Origin of the sequence: Proteus sp. PR00224 (genome assembly GCF_016238105.1) — a bacterium.
Lineage (GTDB): Bacteria > Pseudomonadota > Gammaproteobacteria > Enterobacterales > Enterobacteriaceae > Proteus.
On the sequence record NZ_JAEHQU010000003.1, the window covers coordinates 1 to 23,552 of the forward strand.

At 40.1% G+C, this 23,552-nt stretch carries 19 protein-coding genes; 15 read left to right on the plus strand and 4 right to left on the minus strand.

All coding sequences use genetic code 11. From position 1 onward, the window contains the following. Positions 1-139: 139 nt before the first annotated feature. Positions 140-799, minus strand: coding sequence for a GntR family transcriptional regulator (locus JEP71_RS06025; protein WP_198619228.1), 660 nt, complete (start codon positions 797-799; stop codon positions 140-142). A 468-nt stretch (positions 800-1,267) separates the two neighbouring features. Here JEP71_RS06025 and JEP71_RS06030 point away from each other — a divergent pair, with 468 nt between their 5' ends. The 7 genes from JEP71_RS06030 to JEP71_RS06060 all read left to right on the plus strand — a co-directional run bounded on the left by JEP71_RS06030 (position 1,268) and on the right by JEP71_RS06060 (position 8,796). After that, positions 1,268-2,518 carry an NRAMP family divalent metal transporter gene (locus JEP71_RS06030; protein ID WP_160229930.1) on the plus strand — a complete coding sequence of 417 codons (1,251 nt, stop codon included), beginning with the start codon at positions 1,268-1,270 and terminating at the stop codon, positions 2,516-2,518. A gap of 13 nt (positions 2,519-2,531) precedes the next feature. Next, a complete protein-coding gene (locus JEP71_RS06035; RefSeq protein WP_198619229.1) occupies positions 2,532-3,317 on the plus strand; it encodes a LamB/YcsF family protein in 786 nt (261 codons plus the stop codon). A gap of 2 nt (positions 3,318-3,319) precedes the next feature. Beyond that, positions 3,320-4,126 carry a putative hydro-lyase gene (locus JEP71_RS06040; RefSeq protein ID WP_198619230.1) on the plus strand — a complete coding sequence of 269 codons (807 nt, stop codon included), beginning with the start codon at positions 3,320-3,322 and terminating at the stop codon, positions 4,124-4,126. Positions 4,127-4,140: 14 nt separating this feature from the next. Beyond that, positions 4,141-5,718 (plus strand): 5-oxoprolinase/urea amidolyase family protein, encoded by a 1,578-nt coding sequence (locus JEP71_RS06045; RefSeq protein ID WP_198619231.1) that lies wholly within the window; start codon positions 4,141-4,143, stop codon positions 5,716-5,718. A 16-nt stretch (positions 5,719-5,734) separates the two neighbouring features. Then, the gene (locus JEP71_RS06050; RefSeq protein WP_198625921.1) at positions 5,735-7,480 is read left to right on the plus strand and encodes an acetyl/propionyl/methylcrotonyl-CoA carboxylase subunit alpha; all 1,746 of its coding nucleotides are present in this window, start codon (positions 5,735-5,737) and stop codon (positions 7,478-7,480) included. A gap of 183 nt (positions 7,481-7,663) precedes the next feature. Further along, on the plus strand, positions 7,664-8,461 hold the full coding sequence (locus JEP71_RS06055) for a sulfite exporter TauE/SafE family protein (protein WP_160229933.1): 798 nt from the start codon (positions 7,664-7,666) through the stop codon (positions 8,459-8,461). A 104-nt stretch (positions 8,462-8,565) separates the two neighbouring features. Next, positions 8,566-8,796 carry a hypothetical protein gene (locus JEP71_RS06060; RefSeq protein WP_100159878.1) on the plus strand — a complete coding sequence of 77 codons (231 nt, stop codon included), beginning with the start codon at positions 8,566-8,568 and terminating at the stop codon, positions 8,794-8,796. Positions 8,797-8,834: 38 nt separating this feature from the next. Here the strand turns inward: JEP71_RS06060 and JEP71_RS06065 are convergent, their stop codons facing one another. After that, positions 8,835-9,275, minus strand: a complete 441-nt coding sequence (locus JEP71_RS06065) for a PACE efflux transporter (protein WP_193017046.1) — start codon at positions 9,273-9,275, stop codon at positions 8,835-8,837. A 110-nt stretch (positions 9,276-9,385) separates the two neighbouring features. On the opposite strand from JEP71_RS06065, the gene JEP71_RS06070 reads away from it, so the two are divergent. Beyond that, the gene (locus JEP71_RS06070) at positions 9,386-10,288 is read left to right on the plus strand and encodes a LysR family transcriptional regulator (protein WP_198619233.1); all 903 of its coding nucleotides are present in this window, start codon (positions 9,386-9,388) and stop codon (positions 10,286-10,288) included. Here the strand turns inward: JEP71_RS06070 and narL are convergent. Both narL and narX read right to left on the minus strand, forming a co-directional pair. After that, the gene (narL, locus tag JEP71_RS06075; protein WP_109374313.1) at positions 10,285-10,938 is read right to left on the minus strand and encodes a two-component system response regulator NarL; all 654 of its coding nucleotides are present in this window, start codon (positions 10,936-10,938) and stop codon (positions 10,285-10,287) included. The genes JEP71_RS06070 and narL overlap by 4 nt on opposite strands. Positions 10,939-10,963: 25 nt before the next feature. Next, the gene (narX, locus tag JEP71_RS06080; protein WP_198625922.1) at positions 10,964-12,769 is read right to left on the minus strand and encodes a nitrate/nitrite two-component system sensor histidine kinase NarX; all 1,806 of its coding nucleotides are present in this window, start codon (positions 12,767-12,769) and stop codon (positions 10,964-10,966) included. Between the two features lie 297 nt (positions 12,770-13,066). On the opposite strand from narX, the gene JEP71_RS06085 reads away from it, so the two are divergent. From JEP71_RS06085 to JEP71_RS06115, 7 genes are all read left to right on the plus strand, one after another. Then, positions 13,067-14,461 carry a NarK family nitrate/nitrite MFS transporter gene (locus tag JEP71_RS06085; protein WP_198625923.1) on the plus strand — a complete coding sequence of 465 codons (1,395 nt, stop codon included), beginning with the start codon at positions 13,067-13,069 and terminating at the stop codon, positions 14,459-14,461. Positions 14,462-14,513: 52 nt separating this feature from the next. After that, positions 14,514-18,275 carry a nitrate reductase subunit alpha gene (locus tag JEP71_RS06090; RefSeq protein WP_198625924.1) on the plus strand — a complete coding sequence of 1,254 codons (3,762 nt, stop codon included), beginning with the start codon at positions 14,514-14,516 and terminating at the stop codon, positions 18,273-18,275. Further along, positions 18,275-19,828: a nitrate reductase subunit beta gene (gene narH, locus JEP71_RS06095; RefSeq protein ID WP_198625925.1), complete on the plus strand. Its 1,554-nt coding sequence runs from the start codon at positions 18,275-18,277 to the stop codon at positions 19,826-19,828. Before JEP71_RS06090 ends, narH begins: the two co-directional genes overlap by 1 nt. Then, a complete protein-coding gene (gene narJ / locus JEP71_RS06100) occupies positions 19,828-20,553 on the plus strand; it encodes a nitrate reductase molybdenum cofactor assembly chaperone (RefSeq protein ID WP_167392502.1) in 726 nt (241 codons plus the stop codon). Before narH ends, narJ begins: the two co-directional genes overlap by 1 nt. Next, the gene (gene narI / locus JEP71_RS06105) at positions 20,550-21,227 is read left to right on the plus strand and encodes a respiratory nitrate reductase subunit gamma (RefSeq protein ID WP_196532428.1); all 678 of its coding nucleotides are present in this window, start codon (positions 20,550-20,552) and stop codon (positions 21,225-21,227) included. Before narJ ends, narI begins: the two co-directional genes overlap by 4 nt. A 363-nt stretch (positions 21,228-21,590) precedes the next feature. After that, the gene (ycaC, locus tag JEP71_RS06110; RefSeq protein ID WP_023583682.1) at positions 21,591-22,214 is read left to right on the plus strand and encodes an isochorismate family cysteine hydrolase YcaC; all 624 of its coding nucleotides are present in this window, start codon (positions 21,591-21,593) and stop codon (positions 22,212-22,214) included. Positions 22,215-22,335: 121 nt separating this feature from the next. Further along, positions 22,336-23,532, plus strand: coding sequence for a lactate oxidase (locus tag JEP71_RS06115; protein WP_196569896.1), 1,197 nt, complete (start codon positions 22,336-22,338; stop codon positions 23,530-23,532). Positions 23,533-23,552 lie beyond the last annotated feature (20 nt).

The following is a 23,552-nucleotide window of genomic DNA, read 5'->3' on the forward strand; positions in this document are numbered from 1 at the left end:
ATAAGACGAAAAAGCCAACCCAATGGGTTGGCTTTTTTGCGTTTGGGGTTTTTAAAAGATCAAAAATGAGTGAATTTTAAATATTATTCTAAATTCTGAATATAAAAATGCCCTAAATTAGGGCATTTTTTATGATCTTTTAACAAAAGTTATGACGAGAAAATGCAGCGAGTACTGTTCTTTCTGAAATTTCTAAATAGTCTTCCATTGCTGTTGCGGCTTCTTGTGCTTTTCCATCCATCAACAGCATTAAAATCTGTTCATTTTTTTCAATATAAGGTGCGTGTAGTAATTGAGGATCATTGAGTAAGCCAAATGCTAAACGTAATTCAGCTAGAATAAGTTGGTATTGTTTAAACAGTCTAGGGCTATCTGAAAGCTCAACAATCGCGGTATGAAAGTGCATATTGCAGGTTCCTACACCGTTCCAATCTTGTTGTTCTTGAAAAATTTTTGCTTGATTAACACTATCTTGCATTCTAACAATAGCGGGATGCATGGGATAAGAATGTCGTAGAGCATCACATTCAATTAATCGTCTTACACGATAAATATCCATGATACTTGCCATATCTGGTACAGAAACAAAAACACCACGATTAGGTTTATAAGTCAAAAGCCCTTCTTGGGTAAGAACGCGGAAAACCTCTCTTAAAGTATTACGCGATATTTCTAGCGTTTCACTTAATGCAGTTTCTGACAATCTTTCGCCAGGAGGTAATTCTCCAATAGTGATTTTTTGCCGAATAATATTTGCAACTTTTTGAGAAAGAATTTGTGGAGATGTTTTTTTCTGCATTATCTTCTGCTATTAGCTTAATAGAAGCGTCTATTCTATCAGTGTGTTTTGTAATATATAACCTCTATTATGCCACTCTGTCGTACTTCTCACTGTATCGAATATAACTTTCTATTTATTTCCATCAAAAAAATTAATTTTTCCTTACGATATTTTAGTGATTAAACATATTTTTCCTTCTATATTAGCGCACTATTTTTGTGCATTTGATCTTTTTATGCCTCATTTAAGTGCATATTCATGACTAATTAACGAGTCATAATTGTCAATAAAATGTTAAAAATGCGATCTTGTTTGCACTTTTATCATCCCATATTTAAATCTATTTGCTTATTTATTCATCTATTATTATTAATTGTTCAACAATCTAATATCAGGTGATTAACAATTACGTATTCATGCTCAACAATGGCACGCTAATTGCCTTAGTAATAATAATTAAAATAATGATGATAAAGGGGGTAGCTCATGGCTACACAAGACACTGCAAATACAACATCAAATACGTTTATAAAAAATAGACGTTCTTCTCTGATAGCTGCCATTTTTTTAATGGCAACGTCAGCAATTGGGCCAGGTTTTATTACTCAAACTGCAACCTTTACTGCCACTATGGGAGCCGCATTTGCGTTTGGTATTTTGGCATCAATCATCATCGACTATGTTGTTCAGCAAAGTATCTGGCGAGTGATCACGGTTACCAACATGCGAGCTTCAGATATTGCTAACAAAGCAATACCTGGCAGTGGCTACTTACTTGCTGTATTAGTTATTTTTGGCGGCTTAGTATTTAACGTGGGTAACATTGCAGGTGCTGGCTTAGGGCTTAATGCAATGGTTGGTCTTGATCCTAAATGGGGCGGGATCTTAAGTGCTTTACTTGCGATCTATATTTTCTCATCACGCAAAGCCAGTAACTTTATTGATCGTATGATCATTGTTCTTGGTATCGTTATGATCTTACTGACGGTTTTTGTCATGATTGCGTCTAATCCTCCAGTAGGTGAAGCATTAAGACAAACTGTTTTACCTGATGCAATTAACTTCGCTACGATCACTACAATTGTTGGTGGGACCGTAGGCGGTTATATCTGTTATGCGGGGGCTCACCGTCTCCTTGATAAAGGAACAACGGGGATTGAGAACATTGATGCGGTATCAAGCGCTGCAACCAAGGGAATTTTAGTCGTTGGATTAATGCGCTATATCCTGTTCCTTGCCATTTTAGGTGTGGTTGCCAGTGGCGTAACATTAGATATTTCTAGCCATGCAGCAAATCCAGCTTCTCAAGCATTTCAACATGCAGCGGGTTTAACTGGATTACGCATCTTTGGTCTTATTTTATGGGCTGCTGCATTAACGAGTGTGATTGGTGCTGCTTATACCTCAATGTCATTTATTACTGTATTTAAAGAAGGTGTTACTGAGCGTCAACGTAATATCGCAACCATTATTTTCATCGCTATTTCACTCGCCATTTATATGGTAATGGGAACTGCACCGGCTGCATTATTAGTCTTTGCCGGTGGTTTTAATGGACTCATTTTACCTATTGGTATGACACTTTTCATTTTTGTTGCATGGCGCCGCCAAGATCTCATGAATGGTTATAAATATCCTGCATGGCTACTGTGGTCAGGTATTTTTGTCTGTGCGCTGACTTGGTATATGGGCATTATGTCCGTGGGTGCTATTTTCAACTACCTCAACATTGCTTAAGAGAATAATAACGATGATAAAAGCAGTCGATTTAAACAGTGATTTAGGTGAAAGCTTCGGTCAATGGACAATGGGCAATGATGATGCAGTGCTTGAAATTGTCAGTAGTGCAAATATTGCTTGTGGCTTTCATGCAGGTTCACCAGATGGAATTTTAAAAACATTAAAAGCAGCGAAACAACACAATGTCGCGATAGGGGCACACGTCGCTTATCCTGATTTAGTGGGTTTTGGTCGCCGTAATATGGATATCGCCAGTGATGAATTAACCGCAGATGTGATTTATCAAATAGGTGCATTACAAGGATTAGCTAAAGCGGTTGGAATGAGTGTGACTTATGTTAAGCCCCATGGTGCGCTTTATAACACTATTGCTCATGATAAACGTCAAGCACTTGCAGTTATTGATGCGATCCTCTCCATCGATCCACAACTGATATTAGTTGCTTTAGCCGGATCACCCCTTATTGAACTTGCAAAGGAAAAAGGGCTTCGTGTGATTGCTGAAGCCTTTGCAGATAGAGCTTATCATTCTGATGGCACATTAGTTTCTCGCAAAAAAGAGGGGGCCGTTTTACATGATCCCAAACTTGTTGCACAACGCATGTTACGCCTTGTGCAAGAAGGTGGAATTGAATCTATAGAAGGTATTTTTACCACGATACAGGCTGATTCTATTTGTGTTCATGGTGATAGCCCAGATGCTGTAGCTCTTGCCAAAAGTGTAAAAGAAATTTTAATTAATCATGGTGTTAGCATTAAGCCTTTTGCCCCTTCTTCACTGAACAATGAGGTGTAAAAATGACTTATTTAATGAAGGCAACACCTGAGGCAATCACAAAAGCACAAGAAGCTCGACTTGCCATTCGCAATGGTTTGGATATTCCAACAGCGGGTATGGCAAAAGGAATGACACAAGCTAATATGATTAGTTTGCCGCGTGATTGGGCATTTGATTTTCTGCTTTATGCTCAACGTAATCCAAAAAGTTGCCCTATTTTAGATGTGTGTGAATCAGGAAGTTATCGCACTGTTTTAGCAAAAGACGCTGATCTACGCACTGATATTCCCCGTTACTGTGTTTGGGAAGATGGCAAATTAGTTGATGAAATTACGGATGCCACTGAGATTTGGGCACAGCATCCGGATCTAGTCACTTTCCTTATTGGCTGTAGTTTCACATTTGAAACGCCAATGTTAGAAGCGGGCATTGAAATCCGCCATATCACAGATAACAGCAATGTTCCGATGTATAAAACGAATCGCTTATGTCGCCCTGCTGGGCGATTAGAAGGCGAGTTAGTGGTTTCGATGCGTCCTATTCCTGCTGACCGAGTTGCTGATGCAGTAATGATCAGTGGTCGATTTCCTTCTGTACATGGTGCTCCGGTTCATATCGGTTCACCAGAAGCGCTGGGTATTAAAGATATTATGTCACCCGATTTTGGTTCTCCAGTAAGAATTGAACAAGGTGAAATTCCTGTATTTTGGGCTTGCGGTGTAACTCCACAAGCGGCAGTTATGCGTTCAGGTGTACCTTTCGCCTTAAGTCATTCTCCGGGACATATGTTTATTACGGATGTGCCTGATGCGGCTTATCACGTATAAAGGAGGAAGATACTTTGCGCTTTTTACCCGTTAATTTATCTCACTTATTAGTTGAGCTTTCTTCTTTGAAAGAGACGCTCGCATTGTATGAATCTGTCAAACAAGCGAATATTGCTGCTATTCAAGATATTGTACCCGCGGCAAAAACACTATTAATTCACTATACGCCGTGGCTAATCACGGCTGAAGAACTTGTGTGTCAGCTTCGACAATTAGAAGTCAAAGCGATATCAGCTCGTCAAACACAATCATTAACGATCCCTGTTCATTATCAAGGTGAAGATCTTAATGAGGTCGCTGAATTATTAGGGATCGCTACCAATGAGGTGATCCGCAGGCACACAGAACAAACCTATCAGGTTGCATTCACTGGTTTCGCCCCAGGTTTTGCTTATTTGATTGCCGATGAAACGCAGCTCTATGTGCCTCGCCGTAAAACACCTCGCACACGAATTCCTGCTGGATCTGTCGGATTAGCCGGTGAGTTTAGTGGTGTTTATCCACAACAAAGCCCAGGTGGTTGGCAATTAATTGGCACCACAGAAATAAAAATGTGGGATCTTTCTCGTGAACAACCTGCCTTTTTATTACCAGGTAATGAAGTGCATTTTGTTGATGCCCAAAAATCCCCAGTAACAGTTTCATTACCTGAGAAAAAATCAGCAGTAGCTTCCCAGCTCTCGTTAAATGATAAAGGGTTATATGTCATTTCAGCGGGGCTACAAACTTTATTTCAAGATGAAGGGCGTATTGGTGCGGCATCAATGGGCGTATCTGCTTCAGGTGCACTCGATAAGCCAGCCTTACATGCAGCTAATCGTCTAGTGGGTAATCCTATCTCATTTGTGGCGCTTGAAATAACGCAAGGTGGATTGACGCTTAAAGCACGACAAGACTGTGTGATTGCATTAACCGGTGCAGATTGTTCTATTTTATTAAAACATGAATCGGGTGAGGGCGAATATTTATCAGGTTATCAGCCTATAGATGTTCGTTGTGGCGATGAAATTATTTTAGGTATGCCAAAAGCGGGTGTACGTAGTTATCTAGCCGTTAGAGGTGGTTTTGAATTACCAGCGGTTTTAGGCAGTCATGCGTTTGATACTTTAGCGCAAATTGGTCCTAATGCTTTACAAGAAGGTGACGTGCTTCATCTTAATCACGAAAGTACGCTAAATGGGATTATTGCTGAGGAACAACCTACATCAACACTGCCAAAACAAGGCGATATCGTTACGCTGGATGTTGTTCTAGGCCCTCGTACAGACTGGTTTACAACGGATGCGATAAAGACGTTAACGTCTCAATTATGGCAAGTGACACCACAGTCTAATCGTATTGGGTTACGTCTGTTGGGCGAAATACCTCTGGCACGAGAGCAACAACAAGAGCTATCGAGCGAAGGCACTTGCATTGGTGCAATTCAAGTTCCGATTAATGGGCAACCTGTTTTGTTCCTTAACGATCACCCTTTAACAGGAGGATACCCTGTTATCGGCGCTGTTGCTGAATATCACTTACCACTCGCAGGGCAGATCCCTGTTAACGCTAAAATTCGTTTTAATCCAATTACCGAATTTCAAGAATATTGATAGGAGAATGCCACTCATGACAACAATTAACCAAAAACAACGAGTGAAGCATAGAGTACTGATTGCCAACAGAGGCGAAATCGCTGTTCGTATTATTCGAGCTTGTCAGGACTATGGCGCGACTTCCATCGCTATTTATGCCAATGATGATATTGATGCACTGCACGTTCGTCTTGCTGATGAAGCTTATGGGCTCAATGGTAATTTGCCGAAAGAGAGCTATCTAGATATTAATAAAATTATTGATATTGCCCATAAAGCCAATGCCACGATGATCCATCCCGGTTACGGTTTTCTTTCTGAACGAGCTGACTTTGCAAAAGCGGTACAAGACGCGGGATTTATTTGGATCGGCCCTAACCCAGAAACGATAGAAGTACTTGGCGACAAAGTGAAAGCTCGCAAAATTGCACAATCTGTTGGTGCTCCTCTTGTAAATGGTACGGCTGATCCTGTTAATGATGCCAAAGAGGTTCTAGATTTTGCTAAACAATATGGTCTACCCGTTGCCATTAAAGCTGCTTTTGGTGGTGGAGGTCGAGGTTTAAAAATCGCCCATAAAATGGAAGAGATTGAAGAGCTTTATCATTCAGCAGTACGAGAAGCTGTAACAGCTTTTGGACGTGGTGAATGTTATGTCGAACAATTCTTAGATAAACCTCGCCATATCGAAGCGCAAATTATTGCAGATAAACTGGGTAACGTTGTGGTTGTAGGAACGCGAGACTGTTCATTACAACGTCGTAATCAGAAGTTAATTGAAGAAGCACCAGCACCTTACTTAACAGATGAACAACGTGAACGTATTCACCAATCAGCTAAAGATATTTGCGCTAAAGCGGGCTATGTGGGCGCAGGTACAGTTGAATTTTTATTAAGTGCTAATGGGACTATCTCTTTTCTTGAAGTGAATACGCGTTTACAAGTTGAGCACCCAGTTACCGAAGAAACCGCAGGTATTGATTTAGTGATTGAGCAATTACGTATTGCGGAAGGTTTACCACTAAGTATTGATAAAACCCCCGTTCCACGCGGTCACTCTTTTGAATTTAGGATCAATGCAGAAGATCCCGCCAAAGGCTTTTTGCCAACACCGGGTTTAATTACGTATTTCTCTCAGCCTTCAGGTCCAGGTGTTCGTGTAGATAGTGGTGTTGCTGAAAATAATCAGGTTTCACGTCAATTTGATTCCATGATGGCGAAATTAATCGTCACTGGGGCAACGCGTGAACAAGCTATTTCTCGTGCTCGTCGAGCATTAGCTGAATTTAAAATTGAAGGCGTGGCAAGTGTATTGCCTTTCCATTGTGAAATGATGGGGTATACTGATTTTACTGAAAACTTTAAAGTGCATACCCGTTGGATTGAAACTGATTTTCAGGCAAAAAATACCCATTTCCCTCGTAGCACACAGGCAAAAAATGAAGAGCTAGTACGTACTTTTATTGAATTTGATGGTCGTCGTCACGAATTAGCTTTACCTGCTCAATTACTTTCTCTCTCTGCGGTAATACCGACAGCAATCGGTGCGAGCCATGAGAAAGAAGAGAATGAAAAAGCCGTCACTGCACCTATTTCTGGTGTATTACATAGCTGGGTTTTATCTGATGGCGACAAAGTCAAAGAAGGCGATGTCATTGCTATTATGGAAGCCATGAAAATGGAAGTTCAGGTTGTGGCTTCTCGTAATGGTGTGTTACTGCAAAAAGCGAAAACAGGTGATTATTTTTCAGCAGAAACCATTTTGGCTGAAATTAACTAACTGATTAATCAATAAAATATCTTTTTTCAAAGTTAGCTCTTTAATATGAATAAACCTCATATTAAGGAGCTTTTTTATAACAATGAAATTTATATTCCTATTTGTTATATCTAATTCCTTTTGGTTATAAGTTATTTTGCCTATAATCGAAGCTTGTGAAATTTTGAGCAAAAAGGAAATAAGATGTTGCTTGTAACACAACTGCTTATTGGCGCTACGATAGGGTTAGTTATTACAACAACGGGTGTTGGCGGTGGTGTTATTTTATTGCCAGTTCTTATTTATCTTTTTGGTATGAATGCACTAGCGGCAGTTGCGACAGCAAATTTACTTTCTATGCTAATGAAACTCTCATCTTCTTATATCCATTTTCGTTTAGGCAATATTCCATTAAAACCTGCACTATTGATTTTGGGGATCATGTTTCCTGCGACATTTTTAGCGAGTTATGGCGTGACATGGTTGGGATCACAACCTCAATATTATGCTCGTGTTGAATCTGCAATTAATATCTTAATGATTGTGGCTATTGTATTTTCGCTGATCTTATTTTTACAGCGAATGATAAGAAAATCATCACTTTCAGCTCCTTTGAGCCCTTTATCGGCACCTTCTTCTGTTACTTTTTCTTCCTTATTTGTGCCGGGAGTAAGTGCTGGGTTTGTACTTGGTGCAACTGGCGTAGGAGGGGGATTAGTGGTGTTGCCTGTGTTAATGCGTTTTGCACAAATGGGGATTAAAGAGGCAATCGGCACTTCTATTTTTATTACTACGATCCTTTCTGGTGGATCAGCTATCGCTTATAGTGCTGGTGGTTATACCGATGTTCACACGGCACTTATTCTTTGCTTAGGCTCATTACTCTCTATTCCATTAGCACGCTATTTACTTGTGTATTTATCAGAGCGTTTTTTCCAATATTTAACACTGTCTTTTATTCTGATCAGCATCATTATGATGAGTTGGAAATTAATAAATTAACTTAATGTAATATCGAGTGAGTCAATCTTTCTCTTATTACCTTTAGTTAGACTAAACTTATTCTATCATCATTAGATTAACTATTAAGAGTAAGTAAAAACGAGATGAACATTAAAACAGGTGATGAGTTTTTAGTTTATATGGCGCTGGGTGAAGAGAGTTATATGAAAGAGTATTACCGTGTGATTGAAATTGATCCAACGCTTTCCCAAGTGACAGGTAAATTACTAAGAAGAACGACAGCTGATGACAAAAATATTGGTTTAGGTCGTTGCGAGTTAGAGGGTGGTATTGAACAATTTGCGTTAGAAGATATCTATCCTGTTAAAGAGTGATCCGTTATTGGGATCACTCTCTTTACTTAATTTGTCGCTTAGGCAACGGGCGCATTTTCAGGTAATGCAGATTTTGGTAAGCCAAACACTTTGTCAAATACCCAGTTATAAACGAAGGTATAACAAGGGATGATGATGATCAGTGCAAAGTCCATCACTAACGCTTGCCATAACGAAACATTAAGCCACCATGCTATTAACGGAATTAAATAGAGCACCAGTGTTAGCTGAAACCCAATCGCATGTACTAGGCGACGTCTAAATGTTCGAATTCTTGAAACCTGCCGACTCTCCCAAAATTCAAATAGACAGTTATAAATAAAATTCCAACTCACCGCGATTGTTGTGATCACAAGCGCTAATGGGCCAGTTACTGCTGTTGAGCTATCAGCCAAAAGTGCAAGCCCGACTGATGAAATAACCCAGCCAAAAATTTCATAAGCTGTCACGTAGACAATTTTTCGTTTGATACCTTGCATTGTGCTCTCTTTTTCTGTGGATCTGTGTCGTTAAGCATCGTAAGATAAATCAGTAAGAATGATAGAAAAAGTTAGCTAGTATCAATTTGACTGAAACATCAGGAGTGAACATGCAGTTCTCAAGTGAACATATTGCGATATTTTTAGCCGTGATGGATAAGGGATCTTTCTCTGCGGCTGCACGTTCATTAAAACGCGTTCCATCAGCAGTCAGTATGGCAATTGCGAATATGGAAGCTGAATTAGGTTATGCACTTTTTGAGCGTTCATCACGAGAGCCACAGCCCACAGAAAAAGCCAAAGCACTTGAACCCCATGCCCGAATGATTGCAGAGCAATTAAAATTATTACAAGTGCATGCACAAGAGCTTTCGATGGATCTCGAAAGTGTCTTAAATATTGGTGTTGCGGCTGATATTAATCCTGATTATTTATTACCTGCGTTATCTGAATTAACGCAACGTTATCCGTTACTTAATGTGAATGTGATAACAGCTGCACAAGATGACATAATTGAAATGCTACATGCGCGTAAAATACAGCTCTGCTTAGTTTATGGTGGAATGTATGTTAATGGTGATGAGCAATTTCAATATTTAGGTTCTGAATCACTTGTTGCAACAATATCAGCCAGCCATATAGCTCTTGCTCACCCCGCAGGTGTATTTATTGAAGATTTAGTGAATGTTCGCCAAATCATTATTGCCAGTCATACTCAGGAATTACGTGATGTACGCTCTTTAGTGGCAACGAATTATTGGCAAACTGATAGTTTTCAAATGGCATTAGGTATGGTTGAAGCGGGAATGGGCTGGGGGAATTTACCGTATTCACTGATTTATACCCAATTACAAAAAGGTAAGCTCAAGCAGCTTCAGTTTAAAAATACCAAAAATGAGTTGCGATTACCTATTCATGCTATGTGGCTAAAAGGGGAGTCGTTACAAAAAGGGGCAAAAGAGTTAGTTGAGCTGATGAATACTCACCAGCCCATCGTACCTAATTTTGATTAATCTACACGTTGTTGATGAACCCAAACGGCAACTTCAACACGAGATTTTAGCTTCATTTTTTTCAGTAGATGTTTGACGTGTACTTTGACCGTACTTTCAGTGATATCAAGCTTACGTGCGATCATTTTATTTGATAGCCCTTGCGCGATCAGCTTTAAAATATCGCGTTCACGCGGGGTGAGTTGTTCAATATCTCGCTCACCTTCAGAACGATCTTCACGTAATGACTCGGCCAAAATAGGGGTTAACGTAGGGCTGACGACCATTTTCCCTGCGGCAGCTTGTTTAAGAGCCGCAAGTAATTCTTCCGGCTCCATATCTTTTAAAAGATAACCATCAGCACCACGTTTTAAGGCGGTGACTAAATCATCACTGTAGTTTGATACACTAAACACGACGATCCGACCTGATAACGACTTTAATCGCAGTTGATCAAGTGTTTCAAAACCATTCATTCCTGGCATATTCAGATCGAGTAAGATTAAGTCAGGATCTAACTCTTCAGCTAGTTTCACACCTTGAATACCATCTCCCGCTTCCCCAACGACAGTTAGTGTTGTATCAAGACTTAAAAGTTGTTTTACACCATTGCGTAGCATCGGGTGATCATCAATGAGTAAAATTGTCGCTTTTTCTGTGGAGGATCCCATATTATTCATTACGACTTGCTCCAATTTAGACAGGGTCTTTATGAGTAGTTATTAATGGAAATTTAACAAACACTTGAGTACCGCCCTGTTCGCGTACTTTTATAGTATAAGAACCATTTAGGCTATTTGCGCGTTCACGCATAATAATAAGACCATAATGATTTAATTTTTCAGGGTTAGGGCTAATTCCTTCACCATTATCATTAATTTTTAGCTCAACCATGCCATTATCAAGAGATAAAGAGACTTCCGCCCAGTTGGCATTGGCATGTTGTAAAATATTATTTAACGCTTCACGCACAATTTGAACCACATGAATGCCTTGATGTGAATTTACGCATTTTGCAGGTAATTGATAGTCAAAATTAATAGCAAAACCAAGGCGTTGATTAAATTCAGTTAATGTACTTTCTAACGCAGCAAGTAATCCTGGTTCAGTCAGTTTTAAGCGAAACGTGGTTAACAGTTCTCTTAATTGGCGATAAGCCACATTAAGCTCTTCACGCATTTCTTTGAGTAGTTTTTGGCAATTATCGGGTAAGGTTTCTGACTGCATTTGCAAATAGCTGACTTGCATTTTTAAACAGGAAAGTGATTGGGCAATAGAGTCATGTAATTCGCGAGCAATTGCCGAACGCTCATCCATTAATAGAAGCTGTTGCTGTTGCTCGTTTTGTTGTTCCATTGCCAGCATGGCTGAAATTTGTTTTGTCAGTAATAGCATTAAATTATTTTGTTCATCCGTTAAAATCGTATTTTCAGGTAACTGCATAACAAACAAGCCATAACGATGGATTTGATCGGCTAATTCCCAATGTAATAACTCACTATTTAGCAAAGTTGCTATTGGCGTATTATCTTCACAACGTTCACATTGCTGATCAGGGCAATGATGCGGGCGTGATTGAGGCGCTAAACTAATTTCATTAAACAGTGTGTGATGATTATCTTCATATAAGCGTATCTGCAAATACGCATTAGGAATAATTTGTTGAAGCTCAAATAATATCTGTCTTAATCGAGCACACAGCGGTGCGGGGGAGTGTAACTGCTGGCTTGAATGATAGAGGTAAGAGAGCACTTTATTTTTCTGTTGTAAGTCGTGCGTTTTTTCGACCACTCTTTTTTCTAATTCACTATACAGCGTAGAAAGCTCTTCTGACATGGTATTGAGTGCGATACCCAAAGTGGCAATTTCATCATGGTGTGCGCGCTGATGAAAACGTGCTGAAAAATCACCATGACCAATCGAATTTGCCATCGCCATTAATTGTTGCCAAGGATGTAATAAACGACGGCGAAAATGCCAAACAGAGCCAAACAGTAATAACAAAGTGAGCGCAGTAAAAATAAGCTGGGTATAAGCCACCATCCTTATTTTTTGCTCTGTTAGTTGGTCTATACTTAACACTAACTTATCGAGTTGAGAAACAAAAAAGACAACTTCTTCTTTTGCATCATCACGTTGTTTTGCATAGAGCAATGTTGGTTTTAAGGTATCTTTCCAGTAAGTATTTAATTGAGCATATTGTGATTGTAGCGATTCATTGCTTAAGACTTGAAGTAATTCACTACTGTCTAAGTCGGTTTCTAATTCGTGAAGATAATAACGATGTTGTTCATCTAGGGGTAAAGCAGATAACAAGCGATAGCTCTGCATACGCAAAGAGCCTGATTTATTAATCGCATGGGCATTACCTTGCACACTTAAAATAATATGGTTAGAAACCGCCATACCCACAACACCCAATAGGGTGAAAAGTAACATTAATATTGCGATTTGATTAATAATTGAAAAACGGTAATGCCATTGGATTTTATGAGTACTCATCGCTATTTTTCCAAATTTATTCAGGCACTATCTTGCCTTAAAAAGGCATCAAATGTCATATACTACTAAAGTATTACCCCTAAATATCTTATGGAGGTAATTTCACTTGTAAATTATAGCGGTTTTAATTTAACTTATTAATTTAAAATGAAAAATAAAGGATAACCCTATTAATACTTAGGTGTAAAGAACGATTTTAGCTTAAAAATCAAACAAATCTTTGCTTGATGCAGATCATGACTAATTAACAATTCTAATCGTAAAAAGGTGCCAATCTAACCGTTAATCGAGGTTGTTATGGCACTCACTCAACACCCAGAAAAAATGAGAAAAGGGGTGATCAAAGATTGGCATCCTGAAGATAAAGCTTTTTGGGAAAAAACTGGTCAAAAGATCGCTTCACGCAATTTATGGATTTCTGTTCCTTGTTTACTCTTATCATTCTGCGTATGGATGCTTTTTAGTGCAGTTGCAGTAAATTTGAACAAAGTCGGTTTTAACTTTACCACAGATCAGCTATTTATGCTGACGGCGCTACCTTCTGTTTCTGGCGCTATTTTACGCGTTCCTTATTCATTTGTTATTCCTATCTTTGGTGGCCGTCGTTGGACTGCGATCAGTACCGTATTTCTGATCATTCCTTGTATTTGGCTTGGTTTTGCAGTGCAAGACACCACAACGTCTTACTCAACCTTTATTGTGATTTCACTATTATGTGGTTTCGCAGGTGCAAACTTTGCATCAAGTATGGCAAACATCAGCTTTTTCTTCCCTAAAGCACGTCAAGGCGGTGCATTAGGATTAAATGGTGGATTAGGTAATCTTGGCGTAAGCGTTATGCAATTAATTGCCCCATTAGTGATTGGTGTGGGTGTTTTTGCAATGTTTAGTGGTCCCGGTGTTGTTCAACCTGATGGTTCGCACTTATGGCTAGAAAATGCGGCGTGGGTTTGGGTGCCTTTCTTATTGTTTTTTACCTTTGCTGCTTGGTTTGGTATGAATGATCTTGCCGCTAATAAAGCCTCTTTAAGTCAGCAATTACCTGTTTTAAAACGGGGTCATCTCTGGTTATTAAGTATTTTATACCTGTGCTCTTTTGGTTCATTTATTGGTTTCTCTGCGGGTTTTGCCATGTTATCAAAAACCCAATTCCCAGATATTGTCATTCTGCATTATGCCTTCTTTGGACCTTTATTAGGGGCTTTAGCACGTCCTGTCGGTGGTGCGCTTTCTGATAAATTTGGTGGTATTCGAGTTACGCTGATTAACTTTATCATCATGGCAATATTCTCTGCATTACTCTTTTTAACGTTACCTGAAAACGGTGCTGGTGGTTCGTTTATCGCGTTCTACGGTGTCTTTATGGTGCTGTTTTTAACCGCCGGTTTAGGCAGTGGTTCTACATTCCAAATGATTGCAGTGGTGTTTAGAAAAATCACTGTTGATCGCATGAAAGCCCAAGGCGCCACAGATGAAGCGGCTCAAAAAGAAGCGGTAACAGAAAGTGCCGCAGCGCTTGGTTTTATCTCTGCCATTGGTGCAATTGGTGGATTCTTTATTCCTAAAGCCTTTGGTACATCATTGGCTATGACTGGCTCTCCTGCCGGTGCCATGAAAATCTTTGTTCTATTTTATATCGCCTGCGTCTTGATCACTTGGTTGGTCTATGGACGTAAACACAATAAACAATAATGACGAATTATACGCAATGTGAGAGCGCTCGCGCGCATTGGGAGAGTATCTGATGAGTAAGTTTCTCGATAGATTCCGCTATTTCAAACAACTTGGCGATACCTTTTCAAAGGATCATGGCCAAGAGCTAAATGTTAATCGTGACTGGGAAGATGGTTATCGCAGTCGTTGGCAACATGACAAAATTGTACGTTCTACTCATGGGGTAAACTGTACAGGTTCATGTAGTTGGAAAATCTACGTCAAAAATGGGTTAGTCACATGGGAAACCCAACAAACTGACTATCCGCGTACACGTCCTGATTTGCCTGATCATGAGCCTCGTGGCTGTCCTCGTGGTGCAAGCTATTCATGGTATTTATATAGCGCGAACCGCGTTAAATACCCAATGGTACGTAAACGCCTCGTTAAATTATGGCGTGAAGCAAAAGCACAACATAGCGATCCCGTTGATGCATGGGCTTCTATTGTTAACTCGCCAGAAAAAACCAAAAGCTATAAGCAAGCGCGTGGTCGTGGTGGTTTTGTTCGCTCTTCATGGTCAGAAGTGAATGAAATCATTGCAGCTTCTAACGTGTTTACAGCAAAAGAGTTTGGTCCTGATCGTATTATCGGTTTCTCGCCAATTCCTGCTATGTCGATGGTGTCATATGCGGCGGGTGCGCGTTATTTATCGCTTATTGGTGGCGCGTGCTTAAGTTTCTATGATTGGTATTGTGACTTACCACCTGCTTCGCCAATGACTTGGGGTGAGCAAACAGACGTACCAGAATCAGCCGACTGGTATAACTCTTCTTATCTGATTGCGTGGGGTTCTAACGTACCTCAAACCCGTACTCCTGATGCGCACTTCTTTACCGAAGTTCGTTATAAAGGCACTAAAACAGTTGCCGTAACGCCTGATTATGCTGAAATCGCTAAACTGTGTGACCAATGGTTAAACCCAAAACAAGGTACAGACAGCGCAATGGCAATGGCGATGGGACACGTTATTCTTAGCGAATTCCACGTTAAGCGCCAAACAGAATATTTCCGCAACTATGTGCGCACTTACACTGATATGCCAATGTTGGTGATGTTAGATAAACACGACTCAGGCAAATTAGTTGCAGGTCGAATGTTACGTGCCTCTGATTTAGTGAACAATCTAGATCAGGAGAAAAACCCAGAATGGAAAACTGTTGCCATTGATGAGCAAACCCAACAATTGGTTGCTCCTCAAGGTTCTATGGGCTTTCGTTGGGAAGGAGCGGCTAAATGGAATCTTGAGCCTAAAGACGGTAAAAGTGGCGAAAATGTCACATTACAATTAGGTCTTTTAGATAATCATGATGATATTGTTGATGTGGCATTCCCTTATTTTGGTGGCATTAAAAGCGAATATTTTGAAGGTGTTGCGCTTGATGATGTGCTTGTTCACAAGCTACCGGCTAAGCGTATTACACTTGCGAATGGTGAAGAGAAATACATCACAACAGTCTATGACTTATTATTAGCCAACTACGGTGTTGATCGCGGTTTAAATGATGAAAACTGTGCGTCAAACTACGATGAAATCAAAGCATATTCACCCGCATGGGCTGAAAAAGTCACAGGTGTAAGCCGCCAAGATATCACCCGTATAGCGCGTGAATTTGCGGATAACGCAGAAAAAACACATGGTCGTTCAATGGTGATTGTCGGTGCAGGTATTAACCACTGGTATCACATGGATATGACTTATCGTGGCATTATCAATATGCTGATTTTCTGTGGTTGTGTCGGTCAAAGTGGTGGTGGTTGGGCACACTATGTTGGACAAGAAAAACTGCGCCCGCAAACTGGTTGGTTGCCATTAGCCTTTGGTCTTGACTGGCAGCGTCCGCCTCGTCATATGAACAGCACCTCGTTTTTCTATAACCACTCAAGTCAGTGGCGTTATGAAACCGTATCGCCAACAGAGTTATTATCGCCATTAGCGGATAAATCTCGCTTTAGCGGTAGTTTAGTCGATATGAACGTGCGTTCAGAACGTATGGGCTGGTTACCTTCCGCACCTCAATTAAACTTAAACCCATTGTCTATTGCGAAAAAAGCACAAGAAGCGGGTGTGAGTGCGACTGACTATACCGTTAATGCATTGAAGTCAGGTGAGATTCGTTTTGCATCAGAACAGCCTGATAACCCACAAAATTTCCCGCGTAATTTATTTATCTGGCGCTCTAACTTGTTAGGTTCGGCGGGTAAAGGGCATGAATATTTACTGAAATACTTGCTGGGAACTGAAAACGGATTACAAGGTAAAGATTTAGGCGAACAAGGCCAAGTTAAGCCACAAGAAGTGGAATGGCAAGATAAAGGCGGTGAAGGTAAAGTTGATTTAGTGGTGACGTTAGACTTCCGTATGTCGAGCACCTGCCTATTCTCAGATATCGTTTTACCAACCGCAACGTGGTATGAAAAAGATGATATGAATACGTCGGATATGCATCCGTTTATTCATCCATTAACAGCCGCGGTTGATCCTGCTTGGGAATCTAAAACAGACTGGGAAATCTATAAAGGCATCGCTAAAACCTTCTCTAAATTATGTGTGGGTCATTTAGGTGTTGAAACTGATTTAGTGACATTACCTATTCAGCATGACTCAGCCGCTGAAATGGCACAGCCTTTCGATGTGAAAGATTGGAAAAAAGGCGAATGTGACCTTATTCCGGGTAAAACCGCACCACATCTTATTCCTGTAGAGCGTGATTATCCTAATACCTATGCTCGCTTTACGTCATTAGGCCCTCTAATGGATAAATTGGGTAATGGCGGTAAAGGGATCAGTTGGAATACACAAACAGAAGTCGATTTCCTGAAAAAACTGAACCGTGTTCGTCATGAAGGTGCTGCAAAAGGGCGTCCAGCGATTGAAACAGCAATTGATGCAGCTGAAGTTATCCTCTCTTTAGCCCCTGAAACTAATGGTCAAGTAGCGGTAAAAGCGTGGGATGCACTGAGTAAAGTGACAGGACGCGATCACACTCATTTAGCTAAAGTAAAAGAAGACGAAAAAATTCGTTTCCGCGATATTGTTGCTCAACCTCGTAAGATTATTTCAAGCCCGACATGGTCTGGTCTTGAAGATGAGCACGTCTCTTATAACGCCTGTTATACCAACGTTCACGAGATGATCCCTTGGCGTACGTTAAGTGGTCGTCAGCAATTGTATCAAGATCATGAGTGGATGCGTGCTTATGGTGAAAGTTTAGTGGTTTATCGTCCACCAATTGATACCAAAGCCATTGATGCAGTTAAAGGCAAAAAACCAAATGGTTTCCCTGAAAAAGCGCTGAACTTCCTGACGCCTCACCAGAAATGGGGTATTCACTCAACATATAGCGATAACTTACTGATGTTAACGCTTGGTCGTGGTGGCCCTGTGGTTTGGCTGAGTGAAGATGATGCTAAAGAGATGGGAATTAGTGATAACGATTGGGTTGAAGCATACAACAGTAATGGTGCGCTAACGGCGAGAGCGATTGTCAGCCAACGTATTCCTGATGGCATGATTTATATGTATCACGCACAAGAACGCCAAATAAATCTGCCAGGATCTGAAATAACAGGAATGCGTGGTGGTATTCACAACTCTGTGACGCGTGTTTGCCCTAAACCAACCCATATGATTGGTGGATATGCTCAGTTGGCTTATAGCTTTAACTATTACGGCACTGTGGGCTCTAACCGTGATGAGTTTGTTGTGGTGCGTAAAATGAAACAGATTGATTGGCTTGATGGTGAAGGTGATGCTTATCAACAGACCCTGAATGGACAGGAGAAGGCATAATGAAAATTCGTTCACAAGTCGGTATGGTACTGAACCTCGACAAATGTATCGGTTGCCATACCTGTTCAGTAACCTGTAAAAATGTTTGGACGAGCCGTGAAGGTGTTGAATACGCATGGTTCAATAACGTTGAAACAAAACCAGGTACAGGGTATCCACAAAATTGGGAAGACCAAGAGAAATGGAAAGGCGGTTGGATCAAAAATATCAAAGGTAAATTGGTACCAAGAATGGGCAACCGTGTTGGTCTATTATCGAAAATTTTTGCCAACCCAGATGTCCCAGCATTGGATGATTACTATGAGCCATTTGATTATGACTATGAGCATTTAAAAAATGCACCAGAAGGCTCTTTACCGACAGCACGACCTCGTTCGCTGATCACCGGTCAGCGCATGACCAAAATCGAAAAAGGCCCAAACTGGGAAGACGATTTAGGTGGCGAATTTAGCAAACGTGCTGCGGATAAAAACTTCGCCAATATGCAAAAAGAGATGTATGGGCAGTTTGAAAATACATTCATGATGTATTTACCACGTTTATGTGAACACTGCTTAAATCCTGCTTGTGTTGCAACATGTCCAAGTGGTGCGATTTATAAACGTGCTGAAGATGGCATTGTGCTTATCGACCAAGATAAATGCCGTGGATGGCGCATGTGTTTAACCGGATGCCCATACAAAAAAATCTACTTCAACTGGAAAAGTGGTAAGTCAGAAAAATGTATTTTCTGTTATCCACGAATTGAAACCGGTCAGCCAACACTGTGCTCAGAAACTTGTGTAGGACGTATTCGTTATCTGGGTGTGATGCTGTATGACGCAGATAAAATTTCACAAGCCGCCAGTGCGGATAATGAAAAAGATTTATACCAAAGCCAATTAGATATCTTCTTGGATCCATTTGATCCTGAAGTGATCAAAGCCGCTGAAGAGCAAGGTATTCCATTAAGTGTGATTGATGCAGCGCAGCGTTCACCTGTTTACAAAATGGCGGTGGATTGGAAGCTGGCATTACCACTGCACCCTGAATATCGCACCTTACCAATGGTTTGGTATGTACCACCTTTGTCACCTATTCAGTCTGCTGCTGATGCGGGCGTGCTACCACATACAGGCGTTCTGCCTGATGTAGAAAGCTTACGTATTCCAGTTCAGTATTTAGCAAACTTACTGACAGCTGGGGATACTGCACCTGTGTTATTAGCATTAAAACGCATGTTAGCGATGCGTCATTATAAACGTGCTGAAACCGTAGAAGGCAAAACAGACTTAAGTGCATTAGAGCAAGTAGGTTTGACTGAAGCGCAAGCACAAGAGATGTATCGTTATCTAGCTATTGCAAATTATGAAGATCGCTTTGTTATTCCATCAAGCCATCGTGAACTTGCAAGAGAAGCTTTCCCAGAACGTAATGGTTGTGGTTTTAGCTTTGGTGATGGTTGTCATGGCAGTGATAGCAAATTTAATTTGTTTAATAGCCATCGTATTGACGCGATTGATATCACATCAAGAACACCTCAAGATGAACGCCGATCAGAGGAGAAAATATAATGATCTCTCTGAAAGTCATTTCACATCTCTTAGATTATCCCACACAAGAATTGTGGGATAACCGAGGCGAACTTATCGATGCATTACAGGAAGCTGATGAGCTTCCTGTGACTCAAGTTGCGAAATTAATGGCATTTATTCATACCTTAACGCAACAAGAGTTGTTAGATGCGCAAGCCAATTACAGCGAGCTTTTTGATAGAGGGCGGGCGCGATCACTACTGTTATTTGAACACGTTCATGGTGAGTCTCGTGATCGTGGTCAAGCAATGGTTGATCTGCTCAATCAATATCAACAAGCAGGGATCACATTAAGTAGTCGTGAACTTCCTGACTATTTGCCTACTTATCTTGAGTATTTAACGCTCCTGCCAACGACAGACTGTATTGAAGGGCTAAATAACATTGCGCCTATTTTGGCGCTGTTAGGTGAGCGTTTGAAACAACGAGGCAGTGATTATCACGCGCTCTTTGATGTGTTGCTTTGCCTCTCACAAAGTGGATTGGAAGCATCACAACTGACTGCTCAAGTAGAAAAAGAGCCTTTAGATGATACACCTGCTGCATTAGATGCTGTGTGGGAAGAAGAGCAAGTAACGTTTCTTGGCGAAGGTACGCAATGTGGCAGTGGCAAAATCAGCCAACATCAGCGCCGTTTTGCTCAAGAGACGACAGTTCAATATCTCAACGTGGGGAATTCGTTGGATACGGGAGCACAAAAATGAATTACATCAATATGTTATTTTTTGATATCTATCCCTATATTGCTGGTGCCGTTTTTATTATCGGTAGCTGGTTACGTTACGACTATGGTCAATATACATGGCGAGCCGGCTCTAGCCAGATGTTAGACAAGAAAAATATGCGATTGGCTTCTAACTTGTTCCATATCGGGATCATCGGTATTTTTGCTGGTCATTTTCTGGGAATGCTAACACCTCACTGGATGTATGAATCTTTCCTGCCTATTGAATACAAACAAATTATGGCAATGGTTGGTGGCGGTACTTGTGGTGTATTAATGCTGGTGGGGGGCGTGATGTTATTAAAACGCCGTTTAACCAATCCACGGGTTAGAGCTACATCTTCATTTGGTGACATCATGATCTTAACGCTTTTGGTTATTCAAGTAGCGCTAGGTTTACTGACTATTCCATTCTCAGCACAACATATGGATGGTAGCGAAATGATGAAGCTGGTGGCTTGGGCACAATCCATAGTGACTTTCCACGGCGGTGCTTCGGCTCATCTTGAAGGTGTCGCGTTCGTGTTTAAATTGCACATTTTCTTAGGTATGACGATTTTCTTATTGTTCCCATTCTGTCGATTAGTTCATATTTGGAGCGTGCCAGTTGAGTACTTAACTCGTCGCTATCAAATTGTGCGTAATCGTCATTAATGAATACCCATCTCCTGATAGTAAATTAGAGACCTTTTAATTGCGCTTATCTCACCCCCGCCCGCGGGGGTTTTTTTTATCTTTTTTCTCCCTTAAAACTTGAACAAAAAATTTGAATGGTTAAAGCAATAATCTTTAGATTCATTTAAGAATAGTTGCACTTATAATTCTTTTTAACGAAATGAATTTATATAAGGCAATAAATAGTTAATTAAATATCGTGATATTTAATTAAATTTAAATATTTATAATTGGTTGTTTATTATAAATAAACTCAAATTTAAATTAATCTGAATATTGTCATGTAAATTTGGTGCTATGATTTAATTGAGTCTTACCTCTATTATGCTATCGGAGATTATTATGAGCTTTAAATATCATCGTATTGATAAAAATAATGCCGCTGTTCTGTTGGTAGACCATCAAGCTGGATTACTCTCTTTAGTCAGAGATATCGAGCCTGATAAATTCAATAATAATGTACTAGCATTAGCCAATGCTGCTAAATACTTTAATTTACCTACCATTTTAACGACTTCTTTTGAAGATGGTCCTAATGGTCCTCTAATGCCTCAGCTCGTTGAAATGTTCCCAGATGCTCCTTATATCGCTCGCCCAGGTCAAATCAATGCATGGGATAATGAAGACTTCGTCAAAGCAGTTAAAGCAACGGGTAAAAAACAACTGATTATTGCGGGTGTTGTGACTGAAGTTTGTGTTGCATTCCCTGCATTATCAGCACTTGAAGAAGGTTTTGAAGTCTTTGTTGTCACTGATGCTTCAGGTACTTTCAATGCCATTTCTCGCGACTCTGCATGGGATAGAATGTCAAAAGCAGGGGCTCAATTAATTAACTGGTTTGGTTTAGCTTGTGAGTTACACCGTGATTGGCGTAATGATGTCGAAGGATTAGGTACACTGTTTGCTAACCATATTCCAGATTATCGTAATCTGATGACAAGCTATAATACTTTAACAAAAAAGTAAGCGGTTAATTTAAGTTTTACCTAAAAATAGGGCTTATATTATTTTTTGAAAAATATAATTTAATTGAATTTTAATTTTATTAAATTATAGATGTAAGCCCTTAATTAAAAATGGAATAGAAATGAAAAGTCAAATATTAAAAGCTACCGCTGTTGCTATGGCATTAAGTGTAGGTGTTGCACAGGCTGCTGAATATAAAGCAAGTACTGCTGAAGGTCCAATAAAAATAGTAAACCTAAAAGCAATGGAAGCTCAAGTTCAAGCAAATATGGAAAAAGGCGCCTTCGGTTATATTCGCGGTGGTGCTGAAGATGAAAATAACTTACGCTCTAATACAAGTGCATTTGATAAAAAATATATTATGCCTCGTTCATTACAAGGCATCGAATTTTCTGACTTAGATTTAAAAACAGAATTTTTGGGTATTAAATTAGATACGCCTATTATTCAGGCACCGATGGCAGCTCAAGGGCTTGCACATCAACAAGGCGAAGTTGCCACAGCAAAAGGTATGGCGAAAGCCGGCTCTATTTTTTCATTAAGCACTTATGGTAATAAAACCATTAAAGAAGTGGCGGACGCCCAACCCGGTTACCCATTTTTCTTTCAGTTGTACATGAGTAAAAATGATGCCTTTAATGAGTATATTTTATCTCAAGCAAAACAGTATGGCGCTAAAGGTATCATTATGACTATCGACTCTTCAGTGGGTGGTTATCGTGAAGATGATGTGAAAAATAACTTCCAATTCCCATTAGGTTTTGCCAACTTAGAAGCGTTTGCAAAAATCAGTGATGATAAATCTAAAACAGGTAAAGGTGCGGGTATTAGCGAAATTTATGCTCAAGCCAAACAAGCATTTACACCCGCAGATATTCAGTATGTGAAAAAAATGTCTGGTTTACCTGTGATTGTAAAAGGTATCGAATCACCTGAAGATGCAGATACTGCAATTAAAGCCGGCGCAGATGCAATTTGGGTTTCTAATCACGGTGGTCGTCAATTAGATAGCGCACCAGCAACAATTGATGTCTTACCTGCGATTGCCAAAGTGGTGAATAAACGTGTACCTATCGTGTTTGACAGTGGTGTGCGTCGTGGTTCACATGTCTTTAAAGCATTAGCAAGTGGTGCAGATGTTGTTGCCGTCGGTCGCCCAATTCTTTATGGATTAAATTTAGGGGGTGCTGAAGGTGTTAATTCAGTTATCCAACATTTAAATAAAGAATTAAAAATTAATATGATGTTAGGTGGCGCAAAAACAGTAAAAGATATTCAAGCCACTCCACTTTATACCGACGCAAGTTTTAATCAATAATTAGTTTATAAAGTTAAAAG